Here is a 22600-nt window from a genome sequence, read left to right as displayed (position 1 = left end):
GCATTTCGCTTGGCAGATGGACGTTATGGTGCGTGTAGAGTCGCAAAAGTTGTGTATATGCATTTCGCTTGGCAGATGGACGTTATGGTGCGTGTAGAGTCGCAAAAGTTGTGTCAAACGCAGACAGTGGCGAATGGGCTGGAATCTGCCCTGTCATTGTAATGACGACTTACCTTGACAATGAGATACCGCAATTGGAAGATGAACGTCTGAAAGAGGTTCTACGACTCACGCATCATGCGTATATAGGAGCGCTAGTGTGTTGGACAGTTAGCTCCCCACCCAGTTCCGATTTTATGAATCTTGGTGTGATTTATCCACCTGAATCAGATCAAGACTTGCCAGGAAATCATATTGGGTTCTGGTCTGCGTTCAATGGCAATCACTTATTACTGCAGGAGGAGTGGGACAACGGCAACCACGAAGAAATACTTCGTCGTCAGCAAGAAGAATTTTCGGCAAGGCTGTTGGAATCGGAACGGAAAGAAAAAGAGCGATTGGCCCACCTGGGAATGATGAGTTTAAAGCAATTTCGGTGCGAAAAATTTTTCTCAAGATGGGAAGAATATATGAAGCCCAAGATTGTGGTCCAAAAGTCACGGCGGTTATTCAGAAGCACTATTGATGCACTGATAGATCTAGGCGACAAACCCAAAAAACAGCATGTCCATGCCCACTTAAAATTGCTTATTGAAGGCTTCAATGTGCTTCAGCAGCAATATCGAACCCTGGAAACAAGTGAAAGAGACGATATTTGTCAGCATTTGAGTGATCTTTGTTATGTTCTCAAACTGACGGACGATCCTGTGATTCTTTTTGAGCAATGGGAAGATCTGTAAGTTTGGCTAATCATCGTCACCTTGGCGTAGGTAAAGCAATCCCTGTGGCGATTTAAAAAACTGGTATGGGCTGAACCCGCACTGTGTATTTTAGGGCGGAGATCACAGAAGCCTCCTAACTCGATTAGGAGGCTTCTGGAAATATCAAAATTTCAATTCAGAGCAAATTCTGATGGATCTATTCCAACTCAATGGTTGGCGACAGCTACTTACCGTAGAACTTGGATGGAAACAGGGGCAACACCGGTTTGCAGCAGACCAATCTGTCCAGCAGCAGCTTTGCTAAGGTCAATGCCGCAGTTGCATCGATCGTTGATACGGACATTGACTGAAGCACCATTATTCAAATTGGTGACCTGAACCCAAGTACCAAACGGTAGGCTGGGGTGGGCTGCAGTATTACCCCAAGTATCGAAAATTTCGCCAGATGCCGTTTGGCGACCTTGGTAGTAATCACTGTAGTAAGTTGCGGTTTGAGCCAGGGCAGCAGACTGAAACAATACGGATGCTGCGATGGTCAAAGGAACAATTAATTTTTTGAGCATAATTACTTACTCTTTGCCTGGGTCTTTCAATCAATTACCCTAACAAATTATTACAAATTATGTCAAATCTCCCCAATTGATGACTTTTATAACAAGACTCCCATCCGTTGTAGGCGAGTTAACCGAGTCGAAATAGCGCCTCCATGGAGTGGCGATCCCTGTTTGGTATGGAGTAAACAACAGCTAGGGCTAAAGGAGCTGGATCTAATATTCAGCTCACAGGCTAAGGGTGGATGATGGGGGGTAAGTGCTGCTGCTGCCGGGATAGTCTGTTCCGTTGGGATAATCTTCTCCAGCAATGTGCTGGCGGTTCGACTGGAGACTGGAAGTAGAATCTGACCTGACCATCCTTGCCAGAACGGTTTGAAATTAAATGGCAAGGACAGTTTCTTCCTGGATTGCTGAGGTTGAATCTTTTGGAGAGTATTGGCCGTAGTGAGGGCGAGTAATAACCCTAGCCATCCCAAACTCAGCCCTAAACACAGCCATACCATCATCATTGCCAGGTTAAGATGCATATGCTCAACTCCTAGGAATTCAGATTTTGCAGATCACTGTACAACATTTGACTAGATAGGCTGAATTCTTGTGCCTGAAGGTTACGGAAAATGAAGTGTGGGGCTGTTGATGGCTCCTATCGCTACTGGAATTGGCAATTCAAGACGGTTTGGTTCAATGGTGTCGGTTTGACGTAGAACCTGCTTCCCCAGTGTTAGGATTTTGCTTGCATCTCTATACTGATATCTGATAAATAAGGGATTTCTTGGTGGAGATGAGAACGAAGCTGACTTGCGATCGCATCCCCATCTCCAATGCTCATCTCGGGGTCTACCTTCAGACAAACTTGGGCATAGAGCTGATGTCCCATCCACCGAGCTTTCAGATGGGTATAGTCATATCCGGCTAGGGCTTGTTGTAGTGCTTCAGTCGTTTCAGGTTCAACGCCATCCAGTAACCGCGTTAAAACTGTCTGGCCAGACTCCCAAACAATATGGATCAACGCGAAGGTAATTCCTAATCCCACTAGTGGATCCGCCCAGGCATAGCCGAGCCATAACCCCACGGCACTAATGACGACTGCTAAGCTGACCAGTCCATCGACGCGGGCATGATAGCCATCGGCCACGAGGGCAGCACTCCCGATTTCGTTGCCGACTCGAATGCGAAAGAGGGCTACGGCTTCATTGCCAATAAACCCGATACCGGCTGCGATCGCAACGACCCCTAAATGTTCTAAAGCTTGAGGATGAATAAATCGCTGAATGGATTCATAGCCCGTGGCCACGGCGCTAGCCGCAATAATCAGAACAATCATCACTCCAGCTACATCTTCAACTCGGCCATAGCCATATTGAAATCGACGATTTGGGGATAGTCTTCCCAACCAAAAGGCAATGCCCAGCGGTAAGGCGCTAATAATATCGCCGACATTGTGGAGTAAATCAGCTAGGAGGGCCACACTACCGGACAGATAGACTGCTCCCAACTGGAGTAAGACTGTAGTCAGCAGTCCCGTCGTCGACCATTTAACCGCCCACAGGCCTCGCTCGGAACTGGCCACACTTGGATCGATCACGCCATGACTATGATTACAAGCGTCATGATTATGGTGGTGGGAGTGGCTATGAGCCGTTGTTTCTGCAGTCATAGATTTCTTTAACCATTATCGACTACAAGAAAGGGAAACCCTTTCGGATTTCCCTTTTCCAGCATTAGCAGGCGAAATCGATTACTCTGCAGCTTGCGGCAGCAGTTCCCGTTTTTCAGCCGAGGCAATCTTAACTTGCTGATCTTCGTCTACATCAACAATGGCCGTGTCGCCTTCCTTCACCCGACCAGAGAGAATCTCTTCGGCCAAGGTGTCCTCGAGCAGACGCATAATGGCTCGACGTAAGGGACGAGCCCCATAACTGGGATTGTAGCCCTCTTCCACCAATCGCTCCTTAAAGCGATCAGTGATATTCAAGGTGATGCTTTTCTCTTCCAAACGACTGAAGACTTCCTTCAGTAATAGTTCGGAAATTTCCTTCACTTCATCCTTAGTGAGCTGACGGAAGACGATGATTTCGTCGAGTCGGTTTAAGAATTCCGGTCGGAAATAGCCCTTCAGCTCTTCGTTGACCAAGGAGCGGATGCGATTGTATTGAGAATCCGCTTCGTCCTCAGCAAATTCAAAGCCGAGGCCGCCGCCACCCTTTTCAATCACCTTCGACCCAATATTTGAGGTCATGATCAACAGGGTGTTCTTGAAGTCGACGGTTCGTCCTTTGGCGTCGGTTAAGCGACCATCTTCCAGAATTTGCAGCAGCATATTGAAGACGTCGGGGTGAGCCTTTTCGATTTCGTCGAAGAGGACCACAGTGTAAGGACGTCGACGAACTGCCTCGGTTAGCTGACCGCCTTCGTTATAGCCCACGTAGCCAGGCGGCGAGCCAATCAACTTGGAGACCGTGTGTCGCTCCATATACTCGGACATATCCAAGCGAATCATGGCTTCTTCGGAGCCAAAGAAGTAAGTGGCCAGAGCCTTGGTCAGCTCAGTCTTACCGACTCCAGTTGGACCAGAGAAAATAAAGCTAGCAATCGGACGGTTAGGATTCTTGAGACCCACACGGGCCCGGCGAATCGCTCGAGAGATGGCACGAACCGCTTCATCCTGACCGATCAATCGCTGGTGTAGGGTATCTTCCATATGCAGCAGCTTCTCAGACTCAGATTCCGTCAGCTTGCTGACGGGAACCCCGGTCCAGGAAGCCACAATATGGGCAATATCCTCTTCCGTCACCTTGGGGGAATCGTCCTTGTTCTCCTCGCTCGACTTTTTGTTCTGAGCGATCGCTTTGATCTCGGATTTGATTTCCATCTCGCGGTCGCGCAGTTCACCGGCTTTGTCAAAGTCTTGGGAGCGAACGGCATCATCCTTATCTTTAAGAACTTTGCGTAGTTCCTTGTCCAATTCTTTGGCTGCTGGGGGAAGTTGAGAGTTAATTAACCGAACTCTAGAACCAGCTTCATCAATCAGGTCAATGGCCTTGTCAGGCAGATAGCGGTCGGAGATATAGCGATCCGAAAGCTTGGCTGCCGCTTCTAAAGACTCATCCAAAATGCTGAGTTTATGGTGCTGCTCATAGCGCTCGCGCAAGCCGTAAAGAATTTCGATGGTTTCTTCCACAGAAGGCTCACCCACCATCACCGGCTGGAAACGACGTTCCAGGGCGGCATCTCGCTCGATATGCTTGCGATACTCATCTAAAGTGGTGGCACCGATGCACTGGAGTTCACCCCGAGCCAACGCAGGCTTGAGGATATTCGCAGCATCAATAGCCCCTTCAGCAGCCCCTGCACCAATCAGGGTATGAACTTCGTCAATCACCAAAATCACGTTGGAGGCTTGGCGAATCTCATCCATGATTTTCTTGAGACGCTCTTCGAATTCCCCTCGATATTTGGTACCGGCAACCAGCAGACCAATATCCAAGGTGACCACGCGCTTCTCTTCTAGGATGTCGGGGATATCTCCATTGGCGATCCGCTGGGCGAGACCTTCTGCGATCGCAGTTTTACCCACGCCCGGTTCACCAATCAAGACTGGATTGTTCTTCGTCCGACGACCGAGAATCTGAATCACCCGCTCAATTTCTTTTTGGCGTCCCACAACGGGGTCTAGCTTGCCTTCAGAGGCAAGGTTGGTCAGGTTGGCGCCAAACTCATCTAAGGTTGGGGTCTTAGTACGTCCTTGACCACCGCCAGCAGAGACTTCTGCTGTTTCACCCAACATGCGGATGACTTGGGTGCGTACCTTAGCCAGGTCAACTCCAAGATTTTCTAGAACACGGGCGGCGACCCCTTCACCCTCACGGATGAGTCCTAACAGCAAGTGCTCCGTGCCAATGTAGTTGTGACCCAGCTGACGGGCCTCTTCTAACGACAACTCGAGAACGCGCTTGGCTCTGGGGGTAAAGGGAATCTCTACCGCAACAAATCCAGAACCGCGACCGATAATTTTTTCTACTTCAACGCGAGCATCTTTAAGGTTAACCCCCATGGATTTCAAAACTTTGGCGGCAACGCCAGTTCCTTCTCCAATGAGCCCCAAAAGAATTTGCTCTGTGCCGACAAAATTGTGCCCCAAGCGGCGGGCTTCCTCTTGAGCCAGCATGATGACTTTAATGGCTTTTTCTGTAAAGCGTTCAAACATGGCGTTTTCCCACAACCTGCTGCTTGCTGGTAAACCCAATTTTAGCACGATAGATCGGCTGAATTGGCGATTACATAAGGATTCTCACTGGATCGATGAGGAGCTTTCGCAAACGAAAAATCCTATTTTTGACCAAAACAGCTTTTTCCTTTGATCCATTGTAGATTTATCTTTCCAACAATTGGGTCAAAAATAATCAAACTGGGGTGTGGATATTACGAAATTACTTTAAGAGCTTGCCTTAGGTTCACCCCAGATTAGATTTAGACTTGTGCACCCCCATTGGGCGAGTCGATGCTCAGTATCTCGTTGCCATTCCTCAAGCGACTGCTGAAATTGGAGGGTCTGTAAACTTCCTTGCCATAGGATGAGGGCATCCTCACCATTGTCGTAGTAATGGGGCCGACGCCCAGCGGTTTTGAACCCCAACTTTTGGTACAGCTTCACGGCTGCCGAGTTGGCAACATTGACTTCTAACGTGGCTCGGTTGGCTTGCTCCATCCTGGCCAATGTTAAGAGTGACGTCAGTAAGGCTTGGCCCAGCCCTCGACCTTGATATTGAGGATGAATACCCAGCATCGTAATATGGGCTTCATCTTCGACTCGCCAGAGACAGCCGATACCGACTAAGGAAGGAAGGGACGCCGTTCCATCATCGGGGATGGTAGGATTGGAACCCTCCTGGTGCACTTTTAGTCCCACTAAAGTACTACTCAGCCGGTCTACTTCCTGCTGGTACCCTTGCAAGCTCCACCAGCCACCAAAAATTTGCAGATCTAAGGCCACTGCATCGGCTAAGTCTGGGGCCTGTAGAGGGCTAACCTCTACCAACATGAGTGGAGAATCCCTTCTGGCTGGACCTCATGGTTGCCCTTAGCCCTGCAACGGACGATAGGACTGCACATACTGGCCGATATATCGTTTCAGGTAGCTTTGCATAAAGGTTTGAATATAGGCCTTCATCTTAGGACGTAATGCAGGTTGCGATTGTAAGTTACTGATGGCGTTACCTAATTTCTGATAGGACTCTCGGCTGCTGGCATCTTTGGCAAGTTGAACGGCCTGGCGGAGACTAGCTAAGGCTTGTTCATCATTACCCGCTTGGAAGTAGGCAATCCCCCGACTGCCATACATATCTGCTAAAGCGACGTTGCCGGGCTGGATGCGAATCACTTGATCAAAATCAGAGATTGCGCCTTGGCTATCGCCCTGGGTGAGGCGAATCATGCCGCGGATGGTGTAGATATCACTACTGCCCGTGTTGATGCGAATGCCTTCATCAAAGTCTCGTAAAGCGCCGACCTCATCCCCCATTTGGAATCGCAGAATCCCTCGAACGCCGACGGCTTCTAGATATTTGGGGTTCAGCTGAATAGAGCGATTGAGATCCTGGAGGGCACCATCAAAATTGCCCAGCTGCCAACGGACAAACCCACGAAAATAGTGGACGGCATAGGCATCTTTGAACGAATCCTTGAGACTGAGCGCCTGGTCAAAATCGGATTGAGCGCCTGCCAAATCACTGCGATACCAGCGCACCACGCCCCGAGAGGCATAGCCGATCTCAGGTTTGAGACGGACCGCTTTCTCTACATCGGACTGAGCGCCGCGAATATTGCCCGTCACCACTCGATATAGTCCACGAATGCCATAGGCATCTGCTAACTGAGGATCAATCTGGATGGCTTGGTCTAAGTCTGCAAGTGCTCCTCTGCGATCGCCCTGCTGAAATTTGATCGTGGCTCGATCGCCATAGGCATTGGCATAATTGGGATTCAGGCTAATGGCTTGGTTCAGATCTCGCAAAGCACCTTGGGAATCTCCCCGTTGCAACTTATCAGTGGCCTGGAGGTAAAAATCTCCTGCCCTAGGTCCTTGGGGGACCGGCGGTCTTGGTGGGCGGGTAGGAGCTGTAGCGGGAATGGATGGGCTAGGCGTTGAGGATCCAGGGATTGAATCTAACTTCACCCCTATTTGAGGGGCCATCATTGAGAAGGTATCGATGGGAACCCCCAAGTTGGTGTCATTTTTGAAGTAGACATTGCCCTGTTGCTGAGCATCCGAGCGGCCATGAATGCCGACTAGGGCACCTTGGTCATTGAGGACGGGGCCACCACTCATGCCGGGTCGAGTGGAATTGTTATAAACCAGGGCATAACCATCGGCTAAGGGTTTCGATGAGTTGGCCGTGAGTCGTCCTTCTGTAAACCGATAAATGGATAAGTTAATGGCTTGGGTGGGTTGGGGAAATCCGGCCACATAGATGGGCTTTCCTTCTTGTACTTGGGTGGAGTTCCCCAGGTCGGCAACCTTATAGGTTTTATTGCTTTTAAATTTGAGAACCGCTAGATCAACACCCGGCAAGCGTTTAACGGTTTGGTAGTCTAATTTGTAGCGTTGATCGGTGGGGGTGACGACATCGTATTCATCGGGGGTGCCAACCACATGAAACGCCGTGAGGACCGTATAGGTATCGCCATTCCGATCGATAATGACCCCTGATCCAGGATTTTGACCATCAATGAGCACCGTGACTTGCTTGGCGATGCCACTAATTTGGTCAGGACTGAGGGCTTGGGCGGGATGAGGTGCAATCGCAACGGCTGCAACCCCCATAAACGCCACAGCTGGATACGTAAAACTTTTAAACACCATAATGCTGAAAGATCGCCACCAGACCATACTCTAGCACGGAGAAAAATAGACCACCGGATGTCTTTCAGCAGGGTTAAGGTGTCGTTTGATAGCCTAAAACAGCTGCAATCTTACCGCAGGCCACTCCTAAACTTTGGCTTTGGCTTTTTTGCGTTTTTTGGCCCGCTTTGCTTCAGCTTTGGCTGCCTTCTCAGCGGCAATTTTCTCTTGCTTCGCTTTCTCTGCTGCAGCCGCTAGCTTCTCTTGGTAGTACTGATAATCCCCTCGATAGAGAATCAATTCTCCCTCGTTGATTTCCACAATCTTAGTTGCGACTTGGGAGATGAAATATCGGTCATGGGACACAATCACGACCGTGCCGTCATAATCCTGTAGCGCTGCTTCTAGCATCTCTTTCGCGGGAATATCGAGGTGATTGGTGGGCTCATCCAGGATGAGTAAGTTGACGGGACTGAGCAACATCTTGGCTAGGGCCAGCCGAGCTTTTTCTCCTCCACTTAAGGCCTCCACTTGTTTGAAAGCAGTTTCACCACTGAAGAGAAAGCGGCCCAACAGCGTTCGGACCTCTTCGTTTTTCCAGTCAGGCACTTCATCATGAATGGTGTCCATCACGGTTTTTGACAGATCCAAAGCCTCAGCTTGATTTTGCTCAAAATACCCTGGAATAACGTTATGTTCTCCAAATTTGACGGTCCCTTCATCGGGGGGCTCCGTTCCCATTAGCATATGTAGAAGGGTGGATTTCCCAGCCCCATTCGGGCCTAAGATGGCCACCCGATCGCCCCGTTCCAGCAACAGATTGGCCCCTAGGAAAAGAATATCGTCTCCATAGGTTTTAACCATATCCTTGACGATGACGACTTCCCGACCACTTCGAGGAGCAGGAGGGAACTGAAACTTGAGGGTGCGGACGTCGGCAGTCGGGGCTTCTATGCGCTCGACTTTATTGAGCTGTTTTTCGCGACTTTTAGCCTGGGTACTGCGGGTGGCGCTGGCGCGAAACCGATCGACATAGGCCTGCTGTTTTTCAAGTTCTTTTTGCTGATGTTCAAAAGCACTGAGTTGGGCTGACTGCTGTTCTGTTTTCTGTTGGATGTAGGCAGAATAGTTGCCCAAATAAGAGGTCGCCACTCCCCGCTCGGTTTCGACAATGCGGTTACAGAGCCGATCCATAAAGGCCCGATCGTGGGACACAATGACCATGGGGGTCGTGAGTCCCTTTAAATAGGTTTCTAACCACTCAATGGTTTCTAGATCCAGATGGTTAGTCGGCTCGTCCAGTAGCAGAATGTCAGGGCTTTGCAGCAGGATTTTGCCTAAGCACATCCGCATCTGCCAACCGCCACTAAAAGCACTGACTAAACGGTCTCCATCTTCGGCGCTAAAGCCCATCTCCGGCAAGATTTTTTCAATGCGAGACTCGAGGCCGTAGCCATCTAAAGCCTCAAACTGGCGCTGTAGTCGATCCAGTTGATGGATTAAGTCGTCGAGGGTGTTTGGGGCAGCACTTTCCATTTGCTGTTGGACGTGGTGCTGTTGTTGCTGAACTTGGTTGGCTTCTGTAAAAACGGTCCAAAATTCTTCCCGTACCGTTCGACTCGTGACGACATCGAACTCCTGGTTGAGATAGGCAATATGTAGGCTGTTGGGACGAATGACTTCTCCTGAGGTTGGCTCAACTTCGCCAGCAATAATTTTGAGTTGAGTGGATTTACCCGCACCATTGACGCCCACTAAGCCGATCCGGTCGCCAGGCTTTAGCTCCCAATTCACATCCTTGAGGATTTCGCCCGTGGGGTAGACCTTACCAATATGTTCCAGTCTTAGCATTTAGAACTCCGATACCAACAGCAGGCTCACGGAATTCTCCCTTGACAATCCCGTATTTCAGCAACAAAAGTTCATTATAGTCTAGACTTCGTAACGAATTGCCTAGAGCAGGATTAAGTCTGGGTTTGTAAGTGGTGAATTAAGGCTTGAAGGCCTAAAGAGTAGCTCTGGGCACCGAATCCGCTAATTTGACCGATTACGATGGGAGCAATAAAGGAATGGTGTCGAAAGTCTTCGCGCCGATAAATATTACTGAGATGGACTTCGACGGCGGGAATCGCGACGGCCGCTAAAGCATCACGAATCGCAACACTAGTGTGGGTATAGGCAGCTGCATTGATGAGAATGCCGTTATGACAACCCAAGGCTTCCTGAATGGAATCGACTAGGTTGCCTTCATGGTTGGACTGATAAAATTCAATATTGCATTTCAGCGATTCTGCTAGAGATAGCAGTTGCTGATTAATTTTTTCTAGGGTGACTGAACCGTAAATACCAGGCTCACGCTGGCCGAGCAGATTTAGATTGGGACCGTGCAGGACCAGAATGCTAGGACGGCTCACAGAAAATTAGTTAAAAAAAGACTGGTTGGCCACAATATTCAGAACATGATGGTTATAAACACTGTGTAGCAGCAAGATGGATAAATTAGATGTTTAACGAATCAAAAATATGCTGATCAGTAATCAGCAGTGAAATAAGGCTAGCGTCGATCTCGAACAGGGATAGGGATCATCTCTAGTTCAGGCTCAACTTCCGGACCAACGAGAACTTCAACAAGCTTACGAGCAAAATTCTTGATTTTTTCGATGATTTTATCTAAATAGTCCATTGAGTAAATAATCCCTCGCAGTGACGTTGTAACGCATCAGAAAAACGTTATGATTGTTTTTACAGATGGTTATAAAACAAAAAATGTTATAACGTTTCTTTAACGTAGCATATTTACTGATTGATTGTGTGATCTCTGTAACCAAATTGCGTGGAAGCCCGGATGTATACGTTAGCAATTTTATGATTCGTCTGCCAGCAGTTGGCGACGTAAGCGATCAAGGGCGTGGGACGTACTCATTTGTCGAATCCAGTCCCTTCCTCTTAACGGACTAATCTGATATTCAAAGCTTTGAGTTCCTTGTGGCCCGGACAAACCGATATAAACCAGACCTACGGGTTTCGTTTCGGAGCCACCGTCTGGTCCCGCAATGCCAGTAATGCTAATGCCCCAGGTGCTATGGAGTTGAGATCGCACCCCTGCTGCCATCTGTTCTGCCACGATTGCACTTACGGCTCCGTATTGTTCGAGATCCGCTGCGTTAACCTTCAGCAAATCTCGTTTAGCGGCATTAGTGTAGGAAATCACCCCTCCCAAAAAATAGGTTGAACTGCCCGATACACCCGTGATTCGTTGTCCTAGACCTCCGCCTGTACAGGATTCGGCTACGGCTAAGGTTTCTCCTCTTTGTTGCAGGAGTTTGCCAACCACGGATTCCAACGTTTCATCATCGCCCCCAAAGCAGTGCAGTCCGCAAATCTGCCGAATTTGTTGTTCGATGGGAGCAATAACTTGATGGGCGGTCTCTTGGGAGGTGGCGCGGGTGGAAATTCGTAATCGAGCCTGTCCTTTGCTGGCGTAGGGGGCAACCGTGGGATTGGTTAAGGCCAAGAGGGGAGCAACCTGGTCCGCAAGAGTGGATTCGGGAATCCCCCAAAACCGCAGAACTCGACTATAAATTTGGGCGGTTACCCAGCCAGTGGATTGTAGATAGGGCACGGCGGTTTCCTGCCACATCCGATGAAACTCTTTGGGTACACCGGGAAAGGTAAAAATGGTTAGCTCGGGGCGTGGATGCCAAATGATACCTGGGGCACTGCCGATGGGATTTGGAAGGATTTGAGCGCCGTCAGGGAGTAGAGCTTGTTTGTCATTGGAAGGACTCGGCACTCGGTTGCGCTGGGCAAACTTACGGGCAATGTCTTCCAAAATTTCGGGATGGTTGACCAGTGGAGCTTGGAAGAAATCAGCCAATGTTTCTGTGGTCAGGTCATCGGGGGTGGGACCTAGCCCTCCTGTAAAGATCAGGAGTTGAGACCGTTGACAGGCGAGTGCGATCGCACGTTTGATGCGAGTGGGGTTATCTCCCACCACGGTCTGATGAAAATGAGCGATACCCAATCGAGCCAATTCCTGCCCCAAAAACTGAGCATTTGAGTTCAGTACTTCTCCAAGGAGAAGCTCTGTCCCCACGCAAATGACCTCAGCACTTCGGCTCATACCCTTTTATCTCGTTGACTTATCCTCAATACTGTATCGTTACTTCTAGCGTAAATGGGGCGAGCTGTCTCGGTTTGGGTGCCAATTGGGTCAATTAAGGCCATTGTGTTTACTGATACCCAATCTAAAGCCACGGCTTTAGATTGGCCGATTACCAACTTCGACTCTGCTCCAGTCCATTACCGTCTGCAGAAAGAATCGGATTTATAGATGATTAGGGAAATGTTTGTGGAACGCCGATGGGTTGGGTGAGTCGTTGACGCTTTTACATTAAGTGCGGGGCTCTTGCAACCGCTGCCAAGCTCGCCAGATGGCGTAACACAGAAGTAACGTTGCGCCTAGAGCATAGGCATTACCTGCTGGGATGCCCGCGATGGCAATGGCTAAGCTACCGACCCAAAACACAATGGCATAGATCAGGAGAACACTACGTCGCTGAGAAAGTCCTGCATCTAGAAGGCGATGGTGAAGGTGGCCTTTATCGGCACTAAACGGGGACTTACCCCGACGTAACCGATTGAGGACTACCGTAGATGTATCAAAGATGGGGACTGCCAAAATCACAAAGGGTAAGACAACCGCGACGGTCGTTACCGTTTTCACTAAGCCAATAACGCCAATTCCTGCCAGGGTAAACCCTAAAAAATAAGCACCGCCATCTCCCATAAAGATTTGGGCAGGGTTGAAATTGTAGCGGAGAAAACCTAAGGCTCCCCCAGCGAGGGCTGCCGCTAATAAGGCTGCTGCCGGTTGGTCAATAAACAAGCTGACTACCAACATCACGACCGCTGAAATGCCTGAAATGCCAGCCGCTAAGCCGTCTAAGCCATCCATGAAATTGACAGCATTGGCCATGCCGACTAACCACACTAAGGTGAGGGGCAGGCTGAACCACTCAATATTAATCAGTCCAAGGTCAGAAAACGGCAGGGTGACAAAGTCGATACGTACCCCCACGCCCCAGGCCATTCCGGCCACCGCAAACTGCATCAATAGCCGCGACCATGGCGTTAAGGTAAATAAGTCATCGGCCAGACCAATCAAGAAATATAGTATGCCGCCAATAACCACCCCCCAAACTTCGGATGCTGAGGCGGGCGGTAGGTCGCCAAATCCACCGGAAATGGCAACAATCAGTAGGGCAATTTGGGTCCCCATGAAAATTGAAATCCCCCCCAAACGCACCATTGGACGCTTGTGGACTTTACGGGGGTTGGGCATGTCTACATAGCCACTCTTTAAGCCAATCTTTTTAACGATTGGTGTACTCCAGAGGACCACAAGGGCAGCCACAAGAAAGGCAACCAGATGATAAGGCATCCGAGATCCTGCTACGTAAAGAAAATTGAGCAAACCATGCAGAATAGAAAACAGTCTTAATGAACTGTCACAATGACATCATGCATGAGGAATGGGGATTAACACAAGCTACGTTGCCAAACCAAGGGAGATCCTGGCTAAGTTAAAGCGGGCACAGGACTGGTGAGATGAGGATAGAGGGGGAATCGTGAACAAAGATTGGCAACCCGCTGGCGGCAGTCTTCTGTTACAGCAGCATCTTCAGGTTTTAGCAGGCAATCCGCAATGATATTGGCTATCTCGGTAAATTCTGCTGTTCCCATGCCCCGAGTCGTCATGGCAGGAGATCCTAACCGGAGTCCACTCGTGACAAATGGAGATTCAGGATCGAAGGGAACGGTGTTTTTGTTGGCTGTGATATTGACTTGACTGACTCGCTGGTCGGCCTGCTTTCCGGTCATACCAATAGATCGTAAATCAACCAGTAAGAGGTGATTATCCGTACCGTTAGAAACGATTTTGAAGCCGCGCTCTTGCAGTTGTTGGGCTAAGGTTTGGGCATTCTCAACCACATGACCACAATAATCTCTGAAATCAGGCTTGAGGGCTTCGCCGAAGGCCACGGCTTTAGCCGCAATGACATGTTCTAGCGGTCCGCCTTGGGTACCCGGGAAAACGGATTTATCAAACTTTTTACCCAGCTCAAGATCCTTGGTCATGATCAGGCCGCCTCGGGGACCTCGGAGGGTTTTGTGCGTGGTGGTGGTGACCACGTCGCAGAAGGGGAGTGGATTGGGATGATGCCCTGAGGCGACTAAGCCAGCAATATGGGCAATGTCTGCCATTAAATAGGCATCGATCTCATCAGCGATGGCCCGAAACTTCTCAAAATCAATGATGCGAGGATAGGCAGAGTATCCACAGACAATCATTTTGGGACGATGCTTAAGGGCTAGCTCGCGAATCGTATCGTAGTTGAGTTGTTCTGAATTTGGATCGACACCGTACTGGACGACATTGAACCATTTCCCTGAGACATTCACTGGAGAGCCATGGGTTAAGTGACCCCCATGGGACAAATCCATGCCCATAAAGGTATCGCCTGGCTGCAGCAAGGTGAGAAAGACGGCAAAGTTTGCCTGAGCACCAGAGTGAGGCTGGACATTTACATGGGCTGCACCAAATAGTTCTTTGGCTCGATCAATAGCGAGCTGTTCGGCCGCATCGATATATTCACAGCCACCGTAATACCGCTTGCCAGGTAGCCCTTCTGCATACTTATTGGTTAGGACCGACCCTTGCGCGGCCAAGACTGCTGCTGAGGTGAAGTTCTCGCTGGCAATCAGCTCTAAATGATCGCGCTGGCGTTGTAATTCCTGCTGTAGTATCCCTGCGATCGCAGGATCGGTTTCTGTCAAAATATCTAAGCTAGTTTGCATGGCACAGCCTATCCTTTTCCAGTGTCAACAAAGCTACGATCGAACAGCATCAATCCATTGAATAGGTCTTGTGCTGCGTATTTTTCTTGCTTTCCCAACGGATAACAACGATCTTTAAAGTAATCATCTTAACGCCTATAAGCGTCCTTAACACCTCGGTTCAAGGTGACTATAGGCTGAGGAAAATGACAGACTCTGCTCACCCTTTTGCGTAATTCTTAACAGCTCACAGCAGACAACTCCCAGATGAGTCGCCTAAAATAGTGCTAGAGCTGATCCAAGTGTCTGGAGGTTGATAATGTTAGTCATCCTAACTGAAGATCAATTACTCTCGCCTCAAGTCGTTTGTCAGTCTTGCTTGTTGGCCAATCGCCAGGGCCAACCCCGATGGCACCAAAATAAATTGTGCTGTGGTCACTTATTAGAACAAATTTCAGAAACTGAGTTACAGCCGAAGCAATACCAGTGCCAAATGGGATTTCGAGTGGCTGAAGTGGAAGGATAGGGAGGCAGCTTTGCTGCAGGTAGACCCACCCTACCGCTGTTGCTGGATGTTCAAGGACTTAATATCAGGGGAACTCAGCGATTGGGGACTATCCCTTATAGTGAGTGAAGATTATCCATAATCCACAGTTGAAAGAGGGGCTTGTATGGCTTGGCGTGGAGCAACAACAACACAAGAGCGGCTTCAGTCCTGTTTACCGTTTCTAGTACCTTTGTTGAATACGTACCCATTTGGCATTTTTTTATTCGGTCAATTTCCCTTGTTAGGAGTGTTGTTTTACCCTATAGGATTGCTCATGCCCATTTATCACATGGGAGGTGGAGGATTGGCTATTGTACCGCTATTGGTTTTTATGGGCCTATACGCTGGTGTTGTTAGGAATAACCGTATCCGTCACCTCATCCGCTACAACGCTATGCAGGCAATCATGCTCGGTATTTCTTTATCTCTGATCTTGTGGATTCTGCGGTTAGTGGGGATTTTGGGTAGTGCATTTAGCAGCGCGACTCCAGGAGGCGGGCTATTTGTCATGGTACTGTTCAATGTTTTATTTCTAGGAACCTTAGGTATAGTGGTGTTCTCAGTTGTGCAATCGTTGCGCGGACATCATGCTGAAGTGCCTTTGCTTTCTGATGCAGCTTATGCCCAAACCCGTGATTAGTCTCTGGCTATGGTTCTAGCCAATTGTTAGGTCTTTTGTAGCGTCTCCCAAAACAGGAATGGAGATACGTTACATTGATGAAACGGTATGAATCCATAATTTGGGAGACGATGCAATGAGTTGGGATGATTCAACCCCTTGGTCCGAACGAGTGTTCGGTGCGCTGCCTTATTTACTGCCTTTGATGGATGCGATTGTCTATGGCGATGGCCAGTACATTATGCGCCAATTCCCAACGATTACTAGCATTGGCCTATTGCCTATCATTCCGTTTGTGCAAATCTATGCCCAATTTATTCGGCTGATTCCGTTTGCTGGCTTGATCCTATTTATGGGATTGTTTTTTGCTGTTGTTCGGAATGAAAATATAAGCCGTTTTATTCGCTTTAATGTGTTGCAGGCGATTTTGCTCGATCTCATATTAATGGTGTGCAATTTGGTATTACCGATTATTAGTCAGGGAATTCAGCTTGAATTGTTGACTGAAACGCTATTTAACACTATTTTCTTGGGTATTTTCGCAACGTTTGCTTACAGTGTATTTAAAACTGTTCAAGGCCAATATGCTGAGATTCCCGCGATTTCAAATGCGGTCAATATGCAGATCTAAATCGTTGCGTGATCTAACGCTGGAGAAAGAAATATGGTGGACGGCTTCTATGTGGTGCGTGCGTCCTTTTAGGGCACACTAACTATATCTGCATATCGCTGAGATCTTGATTCCATGTATTTGGATGAGATGGATTTCTACTTACATCAATAGCCATGTGCGGTAGCTTCGGTTTTTTATCTGTGATTTCAAAACACTATCGTGGTGGATCAAGAAACTCTGTCAGTGGGATGTTCTGGGTGTCTGAGTACGCCTGAACTGCAGTTTGACTTCACAATGGCGTTTCAGCCCATTGTGAACCTGGGGAACGGCACTATTTTTGCGCAAGAAGCCCTAGTTCGTGGTCTTAATAATGAGTCGGCGGCGAGCATTCTTAGCCAGGTGACCGATCAAAGTCGATATCGTTTTGACCAAGCCTGCCGAGTTCGGGCGATTCAGCTAGCGGCTGAGCTGGGAATCCAGTCAATGGTCAGTATCAATTTTCTCCCGAATGCCGTTTATCAGCCCGATCTTTGTATTCGTACTACGATCGAAACGGCTAAACAATGCAATTTTCCGTTGAACAAAATTCTGTTTGAGTTAACGGAAGTTGAGAAGGTGAAGGACTATGCTCATGTCCGCGCCATCATTGAGCATTACCAAAAATTAGGATTTAAAACGGCATTAGATGACTTTGGAGCTGGCTATTCTGGCTTGAACTTTTTAGCTGATTTTCAGCCGGATTTTATTAAGCTGGATATGGCGTTAATCCGTAATATTGACCAAGATAAAGGTCGGCAAGCCATTGTCAGAGGGATTATTCAAGTCTGTCGTGAGCTAGCGATTGAGCCTATTGCAGAGGGTATAGAGACCGAAGCGGAATTGGCTGTTCTCAAGCAAATGGATATTCAGCTATTTCAAGGCTATTATTTTGCCAAACCTAGTTTCAGGTCGATTACCACTCATTTAAATCTGTCTCCTGGTTAGGGGTTGCCTGAAAAATTCCTTGGTGCCAGATAGGTAAAAGATGGTTTTTGCCAGGGCATTGAATGTTAGAATTCTAGATCCTTGCTTCTTAAAGAGTTGGATCGTGCGTGGCTCCCTGTGAGCACTGCCAGCTAGCTTGAAGAAGCCTCAAGCCCATAAGGAGAAAATTGAATGACTGCTTACGAGACCATGTATATTCTGCGCCCAGACTTAGGCGAAGAGCAGTTGGATCAGGCGATTAATAAATACCAAGACCTGCTGAAAGAACAAGGGGTTGAGGACATTGATACTCAACACCGTGGCAAGCGTCGATTGGCATACGAGATCCAGAATTTCCGTGAAGGCGTCTATATCCAGATGAACTACAACGGTCAGGGTCATGCGATCGCAAAATTAGAACGTGAAATGCGTATCAGTGAACAGGTGATTCGCTACCTGACTCTTAAGCATGAAGGTCCTGCCGCCAACGCAGACGAAGACGAGTCTGATTCAGAATAATCGTGGTTAGCAAAACCTGACCCCGAGTATTGTGCTAGAAGACGCTTCCTAACGAAGGCGACGATAGTGCAAAAACAATTCGTTCTCAACTTGCTTAACAGAAAGCAGCTCTAACCCAGGTGCATCCTGCTGTAGCCAGCCTTGACCCGCCACAGGGGTAGGAGTGGACGCTCCGCCAATCAAGAGGGGGCAAACGGTTAGGTGAAGTTCGTCGATTAGATCTTCTGCTAAAAGGGCGGCCACAATTTGGCCGCCCCCAAGCACCGCTATTTTGTGAATGCCTAAGGCAGGCATTGACGCCAATGTCTGCCCCCAATCAATGGATTGGGCTTCTGTTCCATAGGTGAAAATTTGCTCGAAATGGGAGGTCCCTTGCCAGGATTGGCCACCGGCCTGGGTCGTCACTAGCCAATGGGGGACGGCTTGTTGGAAGAATTTGAGGTTGGGGTCTAAATCCCCCGACCGCGTACAGACAATTTGGGCAGGCTGCTCGGGCTGGCCTCGCTCTAAACGGGCATTAATGAGATCTTGGGTCACCACTCGCATAGCGGTTTCCCCGGCTTTGAGGGTGGCCGATCCAAAAAGTATGCCATCAGCAGCCGCAACTTGTCGCTCTAAATGGGCATAATCTTCATCAGACCCAAACTCAGGGGGAGAATGTTGGGCATCGGCAATTTTGCCGTCTGCACTCATCGCCAAAACAACGGTTGTTGTGGGTCTCTGGAGAGGTGTTTCGGCCATACAGTTCAGTCTTGTCGTCCAATATAAACAAGCTATTCTCTTAGGGTAGCGTGATCAACTAAACCTGAATAGGGAGCTGCTATCCTTGCCCAAGTTCGTTTCTAAAGCTCAACCGCCTTTAGCATTTATTCCGCAACGTCTCACGCCTTGGGTGATCGAAACTGTCCGATTTTTGTTACCAGTCTGGATGCCCTGGAAACTCTCTGTGACGTCTGTCGAGGCCGAAAACTTAGAGGTTTTAGTCAAGCTGTACCAGGAATTCCAAGCCGGTAATACTCGGTTCTTGATGGCCTTCCGGCATCCGAGTACCAAAGATCCCTTTGCCATGTCTTATATGCTGTGGCGGCTCGTCCCCAAGGAAGCGCGCAAATCGGGTATTCGGTTTAAAAGACCCACCTACAGCCACTTTATGTATGACCGTGGTATTCCTTTGTGGGCAGGGGAATTTGTGTCTTGGTTATTCCCGAGATTGGGAGGGACGCCGATTCTGAGGGGGAAAGCCGATCGGGTAGGCTTGCGAGCAGCCCGGGACATCTTTGCCAATAGTCCTTATCCCATTGCCATCGCTCCAGAAGGAGGTACCAACGAACATAATGAGTTGGTGAGTCCGCTAGAGCCAGGGGTCGCCCAAATGGGCTTTTGGTGTATCGAAGATCTACTAAAAGCAAACCGGTCGGAATCGGTTTATATTGTGCCGTTACGGATTCGGTATCGGTATGTTTCTCCGCCTTGGAAAGCGATCAAGGATTTACTTGGGCAGCTAGAAGCTCAAATGGAGTTGACTGCCGAAGTGACACCCTCCGGCCTACTTGAGGATCCTGAAAAAGATGCTTTATATGGTCGAGTTCTGCGCTTGGGTGAGTGCTTGTTGGCTGAAATGGATCGGTTTTATAGCAAGTACTATCATCTGCCTCGGCCCGTGGTGGACCCATTGCCCTATGATCCGCCTGATCGCAATGCCAAACTGGCCTTTCAACTCAAGCAACAATTAGATATTGCCCTGCAGGCTGCTGAATCTTATTTCGGCATCACGGCCAAAGGGGAGATCGTGGATCGCTGTCGACGTCTCGAACAGGCGAGTTTTGATCGCATCTATCGGCAAGACTTGGAGCAGCTAACCCCCTTGGAGCATGGCATGGCGGATTGGTTAGCCCAAGAGGCAAGCCTCCGCATCGGACATATGCGCATGGTTGAGCGACTCACAATGGTGAGTGGTAACTATATTTTGGAGAAACCGACGGGGGATCGATTTGCCGAGATTGTGCTGATTATGTGGAAAATCATGACCTTCATGCAGGGAGGCGATTCCCATTCACCACCACAGCTCGGTGCCCAATCCTTGAAGCTGACCATTAGCGATCCCATATCAGTGACGGACCTGTGGCCCACCTATAGTGCCAACCGCAAGGGAGCCAAGAAAGCCGTGGATGAATTGACTCAATCTATTCAGACAGCCCTGGAAGATTTGAACGCGATCGAACCATAGCTCTTAACTAATTTGCCCTTGTCAACTGTAACGGACCGTCCGACACTGGAGTGTGGAGGCGATAGGCAGTGAAGGTGTCATTTAAAGTATGAATAGAGTTCTAGCAATTGTTTTGGGTGGTGGTGCTGGTACACGCCTATATCCTCTTACCAAGCAGCGTGCAAAGCCTGCGGTGTCTTTAGCAGGTAAGTATCGCCTCATTGATATTCCGATGAGTAACTGTATCAATTCGGAAATCAACAAAATTTATGTGATGACGCAGTTTAACTCTGCGTCTTTGAATCGCCACATTTCCCAAACCTATCATTTCTCCAGCTTTAGCGATGGTTTTGCTGAGGTGCTGGCTGCTCAACAAACCCCTGAAAATCCCAATTGGTTCCAGGGCACAGCAGATGCGGTTCGCCAATATATGTGGATGTTCGCTGAACAGCGAGATGTGGATGAAATCCTGATTTTGTCCGGGGATCATCTGTACCGCATGGATTACAGCGTCTTTATTGAGCGCCATCGGAGTACGAATGCAGATATTACCCTGTCTGTACTACCCATTGATGCCTATCGTGCCCCTGCGTTTGGCTTGATGAAAATTGATGAGTCGTCGGGGCGTGTGGTTGATTTTAGTGAGAAGCCCCAAGGCGAAGAACTGGAGCGGATGAAGGTGGATACCACCACCCTCGGACTGACTCCAGAAGAAGCCCAAGAGAAGCCGTTTATTGCCTCGATGGGCATCTATGTCTTTAAGAAAGATGTCTTGATCGATCTGCTCAAGAATTCCCCAGATTCCACCGACTTCGGTAAGGAGATTATCCCTAGTTCAGCGAAGGACTATAATGTCCAAGCCTATCTTTTCAATGATTATTGGGAAGATATTGGGACAATTGAAGCGTTTTATGAAGCGAACTTAGCGTTAACCCGCCAGCCTCAGCCTCCCTTTAGTTTTTATGACGAAAAATCGCCTATTTATACCCGCTCTCGCTACTTGCCTCCTACCAAGCAGCTCGATTGCCATGTGACGGAATCGATGATTGCGGAAGGCTGCATTATCAAAAATTGCCAGATTAATCGCTCGGTATTGGGCGTGCGATCGCGGGTTGAATCTGGCTGCACCCTAGATAATGCTTTGGTGATGGGGGCTGACTATTATCAGCCCTTTGCGGAGCGGGCCTCAGGCATGGGCGATACGAGTATCCCCATCGGCATTGGTGAGAATACAAAGATTAGTCGCGCCATTATTGATAAAAATGCCCGGATTGGCCGCAACGTCAAGATTGTTAATAAAGACAATGTTGAGGAATCCAACCAAGAAGAGCATGGCTTTTACATCCGCAGCGGTATTGTTGTGGTGCTGAAAAATGCTGAGATTCCCGATAACACGATTATTTAGACTTTGGCTCGACTCGCCGTTGAAATAAATAACGGTACACCGGCAACCCTTCTGATAAGGTCAACTTTTCCCGCTCAGTTGCAGCGGGAAACGGGCTTTCTGTGAGCCAATGGTGGGGCGGCGTTGTGCCTGTAAAGGCAGGATGTTCGGTGATGCGATCGCACATATCAATCGCCACCTCCAATACATCCGACTGGATCAGCAATAACCCTTCTGGCTTAAGGCAAATGGCGAGTTCATTCACTAACTGGGGTTGGACGACGCGCCGTTTTTGATGGCGACGCTTAAACCAAGGGTCAGGAAATTGGATCGTCACACCCGTAACCGATTGAGCACCCACCAGGGAATCGAGGGACGTATTGATGTTGCCGAACAGAAAATGGAGATTGGTGAGCTGTAAGGCATCACGGCGCTTCAGGGCAGATTCAACCATGGGCCGCCGAATTTCGACGCCTAAGAAATTATGGTAAGGGTGCAGTTGAGCCATCTCTAGTAAAAACTGCCCACGGGCACAGCCAATATCTAAGTAAAGGGGCTGCTCTGGTTGGGCGAAGATTTCAGGCCAATCCGGGGGTGCGATCGCATGTTGGAATTTTTTGCTCAGGGGGTTAACGTGCTGACGAACTCGAACACCCATACTGTGAGGACAACGATAGAAACGACAATGCACCC

At 48.8% G+C, this 22600-nt stretch carries 22 protein-coding genes; 9 read left to right on the top strand and 13 right to left on the bottom strand.

Annotated elements, in window-relative coordinates; translation table 11 throughout:
- Positions 1-161 precede the first annotated feature (161 nt).
- Entirely contained in the window at positions 162-839 is a 678-nt protein-coding gene (locus tag AM1_RS08715) for a hypothetical protein (protein ID WP_148215696.1), read from the top strand.
- A 209-nt stretch (positions 840-1048) separates the two neighbouring features.
- Here AM1_RS08715 and AM1_RS08710 read toward each other — a convergent pair whose 3' ends face one another.
- The 9 genes from AM1_RS08710 to AM1_RS08665 form a co-directional block, all read right to left on the bottom strand.
- Positions 1049-1384, bottom strand: coding sequence for a septal ring lytic transglycosylase RlpA family protein (locus AM1_RS08710; RefSeq protein WP_012162465.1), 336 nt, complete (start codon positions 1382-1384; stop codon positions 1049-1051).
- A gap of 86 nt (positions 1385-1470) precedes the next feature.
- On the bottom strand, positions 1471-1902 hold the full coding sequence (locus tag AM1_RS08705; RefSeq protein ID WP_012162464.1) for a hypothetical protein: 432 nt from the start codon (positions 1900-1902) through the stop codon (positions 1471-1473).
- 194 nt (positions 1903-2096) lie between these two features.
- Positions 2097-3032: a cation diffusion facilitator family transporter gene (locus AM1_RS08700; protein ID WP_012162463.1), complete on the bottom strand. Its 936-nt coding sequence runs from the start codon at positions 3030-3032 to the stop codon at positions 2097-2099.
- Positions 3033-3113: 81 nt separating this feature from the next.
- Positions 3114-5582 carry an ATP-dependent Clp protease ATP-binding subunit gene (locus tag AM1_RS08695; protein WP_012162462.1) on the bottom strand — a complete coding sequence of 823 codons (2469 nt, stop codon included), beginning with the start codon at positions 5580-5582 and terminating at the stop codon, positions 3114-3116.
- Between the two features lie 228 nt (positions 5583-5810).
- Entirely contained in the window at positions 5811-6416 is a 606-nt protein-coding gene (locus AM1_RS08690) for a GNAT family N-acetyltransferase (RefSeq protein ID WP_012162461.1), read from the bottom strand.
- A 39-nt stretch (positions 6417-6455) separates the two neighbouring features.
- The gene (locus AM1_RS08685) at positions 6456-8237 is read right to left on the bottom strand and encodes a tetratricopeptide repeat-containing S1 family peptidase (RefSeq protein WP_012162460.1); all 1782 of its coding nucleotides are present in this window, start codon (positions 8235-8237) and stop codon (positions 6456-6458) included.
- A gap of 126 nt (positions 8238-8363) precedes the next feature.
- Complete coding sequence (locus AM1_RS08680) at positions 8364-10067, bottom strand: ABC-F family ATP-binding cassette domain-containing protein (RefSeq protein ID WP_012162459.1); 1704 nt, start codon at positions 10065-10067, stop codon at positions 8364-8366.
- A 113-nt stretch (positions 10068-10180) separates the two neighbouring features.
- Complete coding sequence (aroQ, locus tag AM1_RS08675) at positions 10181-10630, bottom strand: type II 3-dehydroquinate dehydratase (RefSeq protein ID WP_012162458.1); 450 nt, start codon at positions 10628-10630, stop codon at positions 10181-10183.
- A gap of 449 nt (positions 10631-11079) precedes the next feature.
- A complete protein-coding gene (locus AM1_RS08665; protein ID WP_012162457.1) occupies positions 11080-12339 on the bottom strand; it encodes a competence/damage-inducible protein A in 1260 nt (419 codons plus the stop codon).
- A 54-nt stretch (positions 12340-12393) separates the two neighbouring features.
- On the opposite strand from AM1_RS08665, the gene AM1_RS42090 reads away from it, so the two are divergent.
- The gene (locus AM1_RS42090) at positions 12394-12549 is read left to right on the top strand and encodes a hypothetical protein (RefSeq protein ID WP_012162456.1); all 156 of its coding nucleotides are present in this window, start codon (positions 12394-12396) and stop codon (positions 12547-12549) included.
- Between the two features lie 60 nt (positions 12550-12609).
- On the opposite strand, the gene AM1_RS08660 is transcribed toward AM1_RS42090, so the two are convergent.
- Together AM1_RS08660 and glyA are read right to left on the bottom strand one after the other, a co-directional pair.
- Entirely contained in the window at positions 12610-13659 is a 1050-nt protein-coding gene (locus AM1_RS08660) for a glycosyltransferase family 4 protein (protein ID WP_010471382.1), read from the bottom strand.
- A 137-nt stretch (positions 13660-13796) separates the two neighbouring features.
- Positions 13797-15077: a serine hydroxymethyltransferase gene (gene glyA, locus AM1_RS08655; protein WP_012162455.1), complete on the bottom strand. Its 1281-nt coding sequence runs from the start codon at positions 15075-15077 to the stop codon at positions 13797-13799.
- A gap of 298 nt (positions 15078-15375) precedes the next feature.
- On the opposite strand from glyA, the gene AM1_RS08650 reads away from it, so the two are divergent.
- The 5 genes from AM1_RS08650 to rpsF all read left to right on the top strand — a co-directional run bounded on the left by AM1_RS08650 (position 15376) and on the right by rpsF (position 18317).
- The gene (locus AM1_RS08650) at positions 15376-15582 is read left to right on the top strand and encodes a hypothetical protein (protein ID WP_012162454.1); all 207 of its coding nucleotides are present in this window, start codon (positions 15376-15378) and stop codon (positions 15580-15582) included.
- A gap of 145 nt (positions 15583-15727) precedes the next feature.
- Positions 15728-16243, top strand: a complete 516-nt coding sequence (locus AM1_RS08645) for a Tic20 family protein (RefSeq protein ID WP_012162453.1) — start codon at positions 15728-15730, stop codon at positions 16241-16243.
- Positions 16244-16358: 115 nt separating this feature from the next.
- The gene (locus AM1_RS08640; RefSeq protein WP_010471389.1) at positions 16359-16853 is read left to right on the top strand and encodes a Tic20 family protein; all 495 of its coding nucleotides are present in this window, start codon (positions 16359-16361) and stop codon (positions 16851-16853) included.
- 201 nt (positions 16854-17054) lie between these two features.
- Complete coding sequence (locus AM1_RS08635) at positions 17055-17819, top strand: EAL domain-containing protein (protein ID WP_012162452.1); 765 nt, start codon at positions 17055-17057, stop codon at positions 17817-17819.
- Between the two features lie 171 nt (positions 17820-17990).
- On the top strand, positions 17991-18317 hold the full coding sequence (rpsF, locus tag AM1_RS08630; RefSeq protein WP_012162451.1) for a 30S ribosomal protein S6: 327 nt from the start codon (positions 17991-17993) through the stop codon (positions 18315-18317).
- Between the two features lie 48 nt (positions 18318-18365).
- On the opposite strand, the gene AM1_RS08625 is transcribed toward rpsF, so the two are convergent.
- Positions 18366-19058, bottom strand: a complete 693-nt coding sequence (locus tag AM1_RS08625; protein ID WP_012162450.1) for a RibD family protein — start codon at positions 19056-19058, stop codon at positions 18366-18368.
- A gap of 85 nt (positions 19059-19143) precedes the next feature.
- Here AM1_RS08625 and AM1_RS08620 point away from each other — a divergent pair, with 85 nt between their 5' ends.
- Together AM1_RS08620 and AM1_RS08615 are read left to right on the top strand one after the other, a co-directional pair.
- Positions 19144-20544, top strand: a complete 1401-nt coding sequence (locus AM1_RS08620; protein WP_012162449.1) for a 1-acyl-sn-glycerol-3-phosphate acyltransferase — start codon at positions 19144-19146, stop codon at positions 20542-20544.
- An 88-nt stretch (positions 20545-20632) separates the two neighbouring features.
- Positions 20633-21928, top strand: coding sequence for a glucose-1-phosphate adenylyltransferase (locus AM1_RS08615; RefSeq protein ID WP_012162448.1), 1296 nt, complete (start codon positions 20633-20635; stop codon positions 21926-21928).
- On the opposite strand, the gene trmB is transcribed toward AM1_RS08615, so the two are convergent.
- Positions 21921-22565 (bottom strand): tRNA (guanosine(46)-N7)-methyltransferase TrmB, encoded by a 645-nt coding sequence (trmB, locus tag AM1_RS08610; RefSeq protein ID WP_012162447.1) that lies wholly within the window; start codon positions 22563-22565, stop codon positions 21921-21923. The two genes, AM1_RS08615 and trmB, sit on opposite strands and share 8 nt — an antisense overlap.
- Positions 22566-22600 lie beyond the last annotated feature (35 nt).

The sequence above is a fragment of the Acaryochloris marina MBIC11017 genome, assembly GCF_000018105.1.
GTDB lineage: Bacteria > Cyanobacteriota > Cyanobacteriia > Thermosynechococcales > Thermosynechococcaceae > Acaryochloris > Acaryochloris marina.
Note: the sequence above shows the minus strand (reverse complement) of the source record. Positions and strands in the feature narration are given on the sequence as shown.

Bases quoted from the DNA above. Each gene is read 5' to 3' on its own strand.
- AM1_RS08715 (WP_148215696.1), top strand. From the start codon at position 162: ATGACGACTTACCTTGACAATGAGATACCGCAATTGGAAGATGAACGT.
- AM1_RS08710 (WP_012162465.1), bottom strand. From the start codon at position 1,384: ATGCTCAAAAAATTAATTGTTCCTTTGACCATCGCAGCATCCGTATTG.
- AM1_RS08705 (WP_012162464.1), bottom strand. From the start codon at position 1,902: ATGCATCTTAACCTGGCAATGATGATGGTATGGCTGTGTTTAGGGCTG.
- AM1_RS08700 (WP_012162463.1), bottom strand. From the start codon at position 3,032: ATGACTGCAGAAACAACGGCTCATAGCCACTCCCACCACCATAATCAT.
- AM1_RS08695 (WP_012162462.1), bottom strand. From the start codon at position 5,582: ATGTTTGAACGCTTTACAGAAAAAGCCATTAAAGTCATCATGCTGGCT.
- AM1_RS08690 (WP_012162461.1), bottom strand. From the start codon at position 6,416: ATGTTGGTAGAGGTTAGCCCTCTACAGGCCCCAGACTTAGCCGATGCA.
- AM1_RS08685 (WP_012162460.1), bottom strand. From the start codon at position 8,237: ATGGTGTTTAAAAGTTTTACGTATCCAGCTGTGGCGTTTATGGGGGTT.
- AM1_RS08680 (WP_012162459.1), bottom strand. From the start codon at position 10,067: ATGCTAAGACTGGAACATATTGGTAAGGTCTACCCCACGGGCGAAATC.
- AM1_RS08665 (WP_012162457.1), bottom strand. From the start codon at position 12,339: ATGAGCCGAAGTGCTGAGGTCATTTGCGTGGGGACAGAGCTTCTCCTT.
- AM1_RS42090 (WP_012162456.1), top strand. From the start codon at position 12,394: ATGGGGCGAGCTGTCTCGGTTTGGGTGCCAATTGGGTCAATTAAGGCC.
- AM1_RS08660 (WP_010471382.1), bottom strand. From the start codon at position 13,659: ATGCCTTATCATCTGGTTGCCTTTCTTGTGGCTGCCCTTGTGGTCCTC.
- glyA (WP_012162455.1), bottom strand. From the start codon at position 15,077: ATGCAAACTAGCTTAGATATTTTGACAGAAACCGATCCTGCGATCGCA.
- AM1_RS08650 (WP_012162454.1), top strand. From the start codon at position 15,376: ATGTTAGTCATCCTAACTGAAGATCAATTACTCTCGCCTCAAGTCGTT.
- AM1_RS08645 (WP_012162453.1), top strand. From the start codon at position 15,728: ATGGCTTGGCGTGGAGCAACAACAACACAAGAGCGGCTTCAGTCCTGT.
- AM1_RS08640 (WP_010471389.1), top strand. From the start codon at position 16,359: ATGAGTTGGGATGATTCAACCCCTTGGTCCGAACGAGTGTTCGGTGCG.
- rpsF (WP_012162451.1), top strand. From the start codon at position 17,991: ATGACTGCTTACGAGACCATGTATATTCTGCGCCCAGACTTAGGCGAA.
- AM1_RS08625 (WP_012162450.1), bottom strand. From the start codon at position 19,058: ATGGCCGAAACACCTCTCCAGAGACCCACAACAACCGTTGTTTTGGCG.
- AM1_RS08615 (WP_012162448.1), top strand. From the start codon at position 20,633: ATGAATAGAGTTCTAGCAATTGTTTTGGGTGGTGGTGCTGGTACACGC.
- trmB (WP_012162447.1), bottom strand. From the start codon at position 22,565: ATGGGTGTTCGAGTTCGTCAGCACGTTAACCCCCTGAGCAAAAAATTC.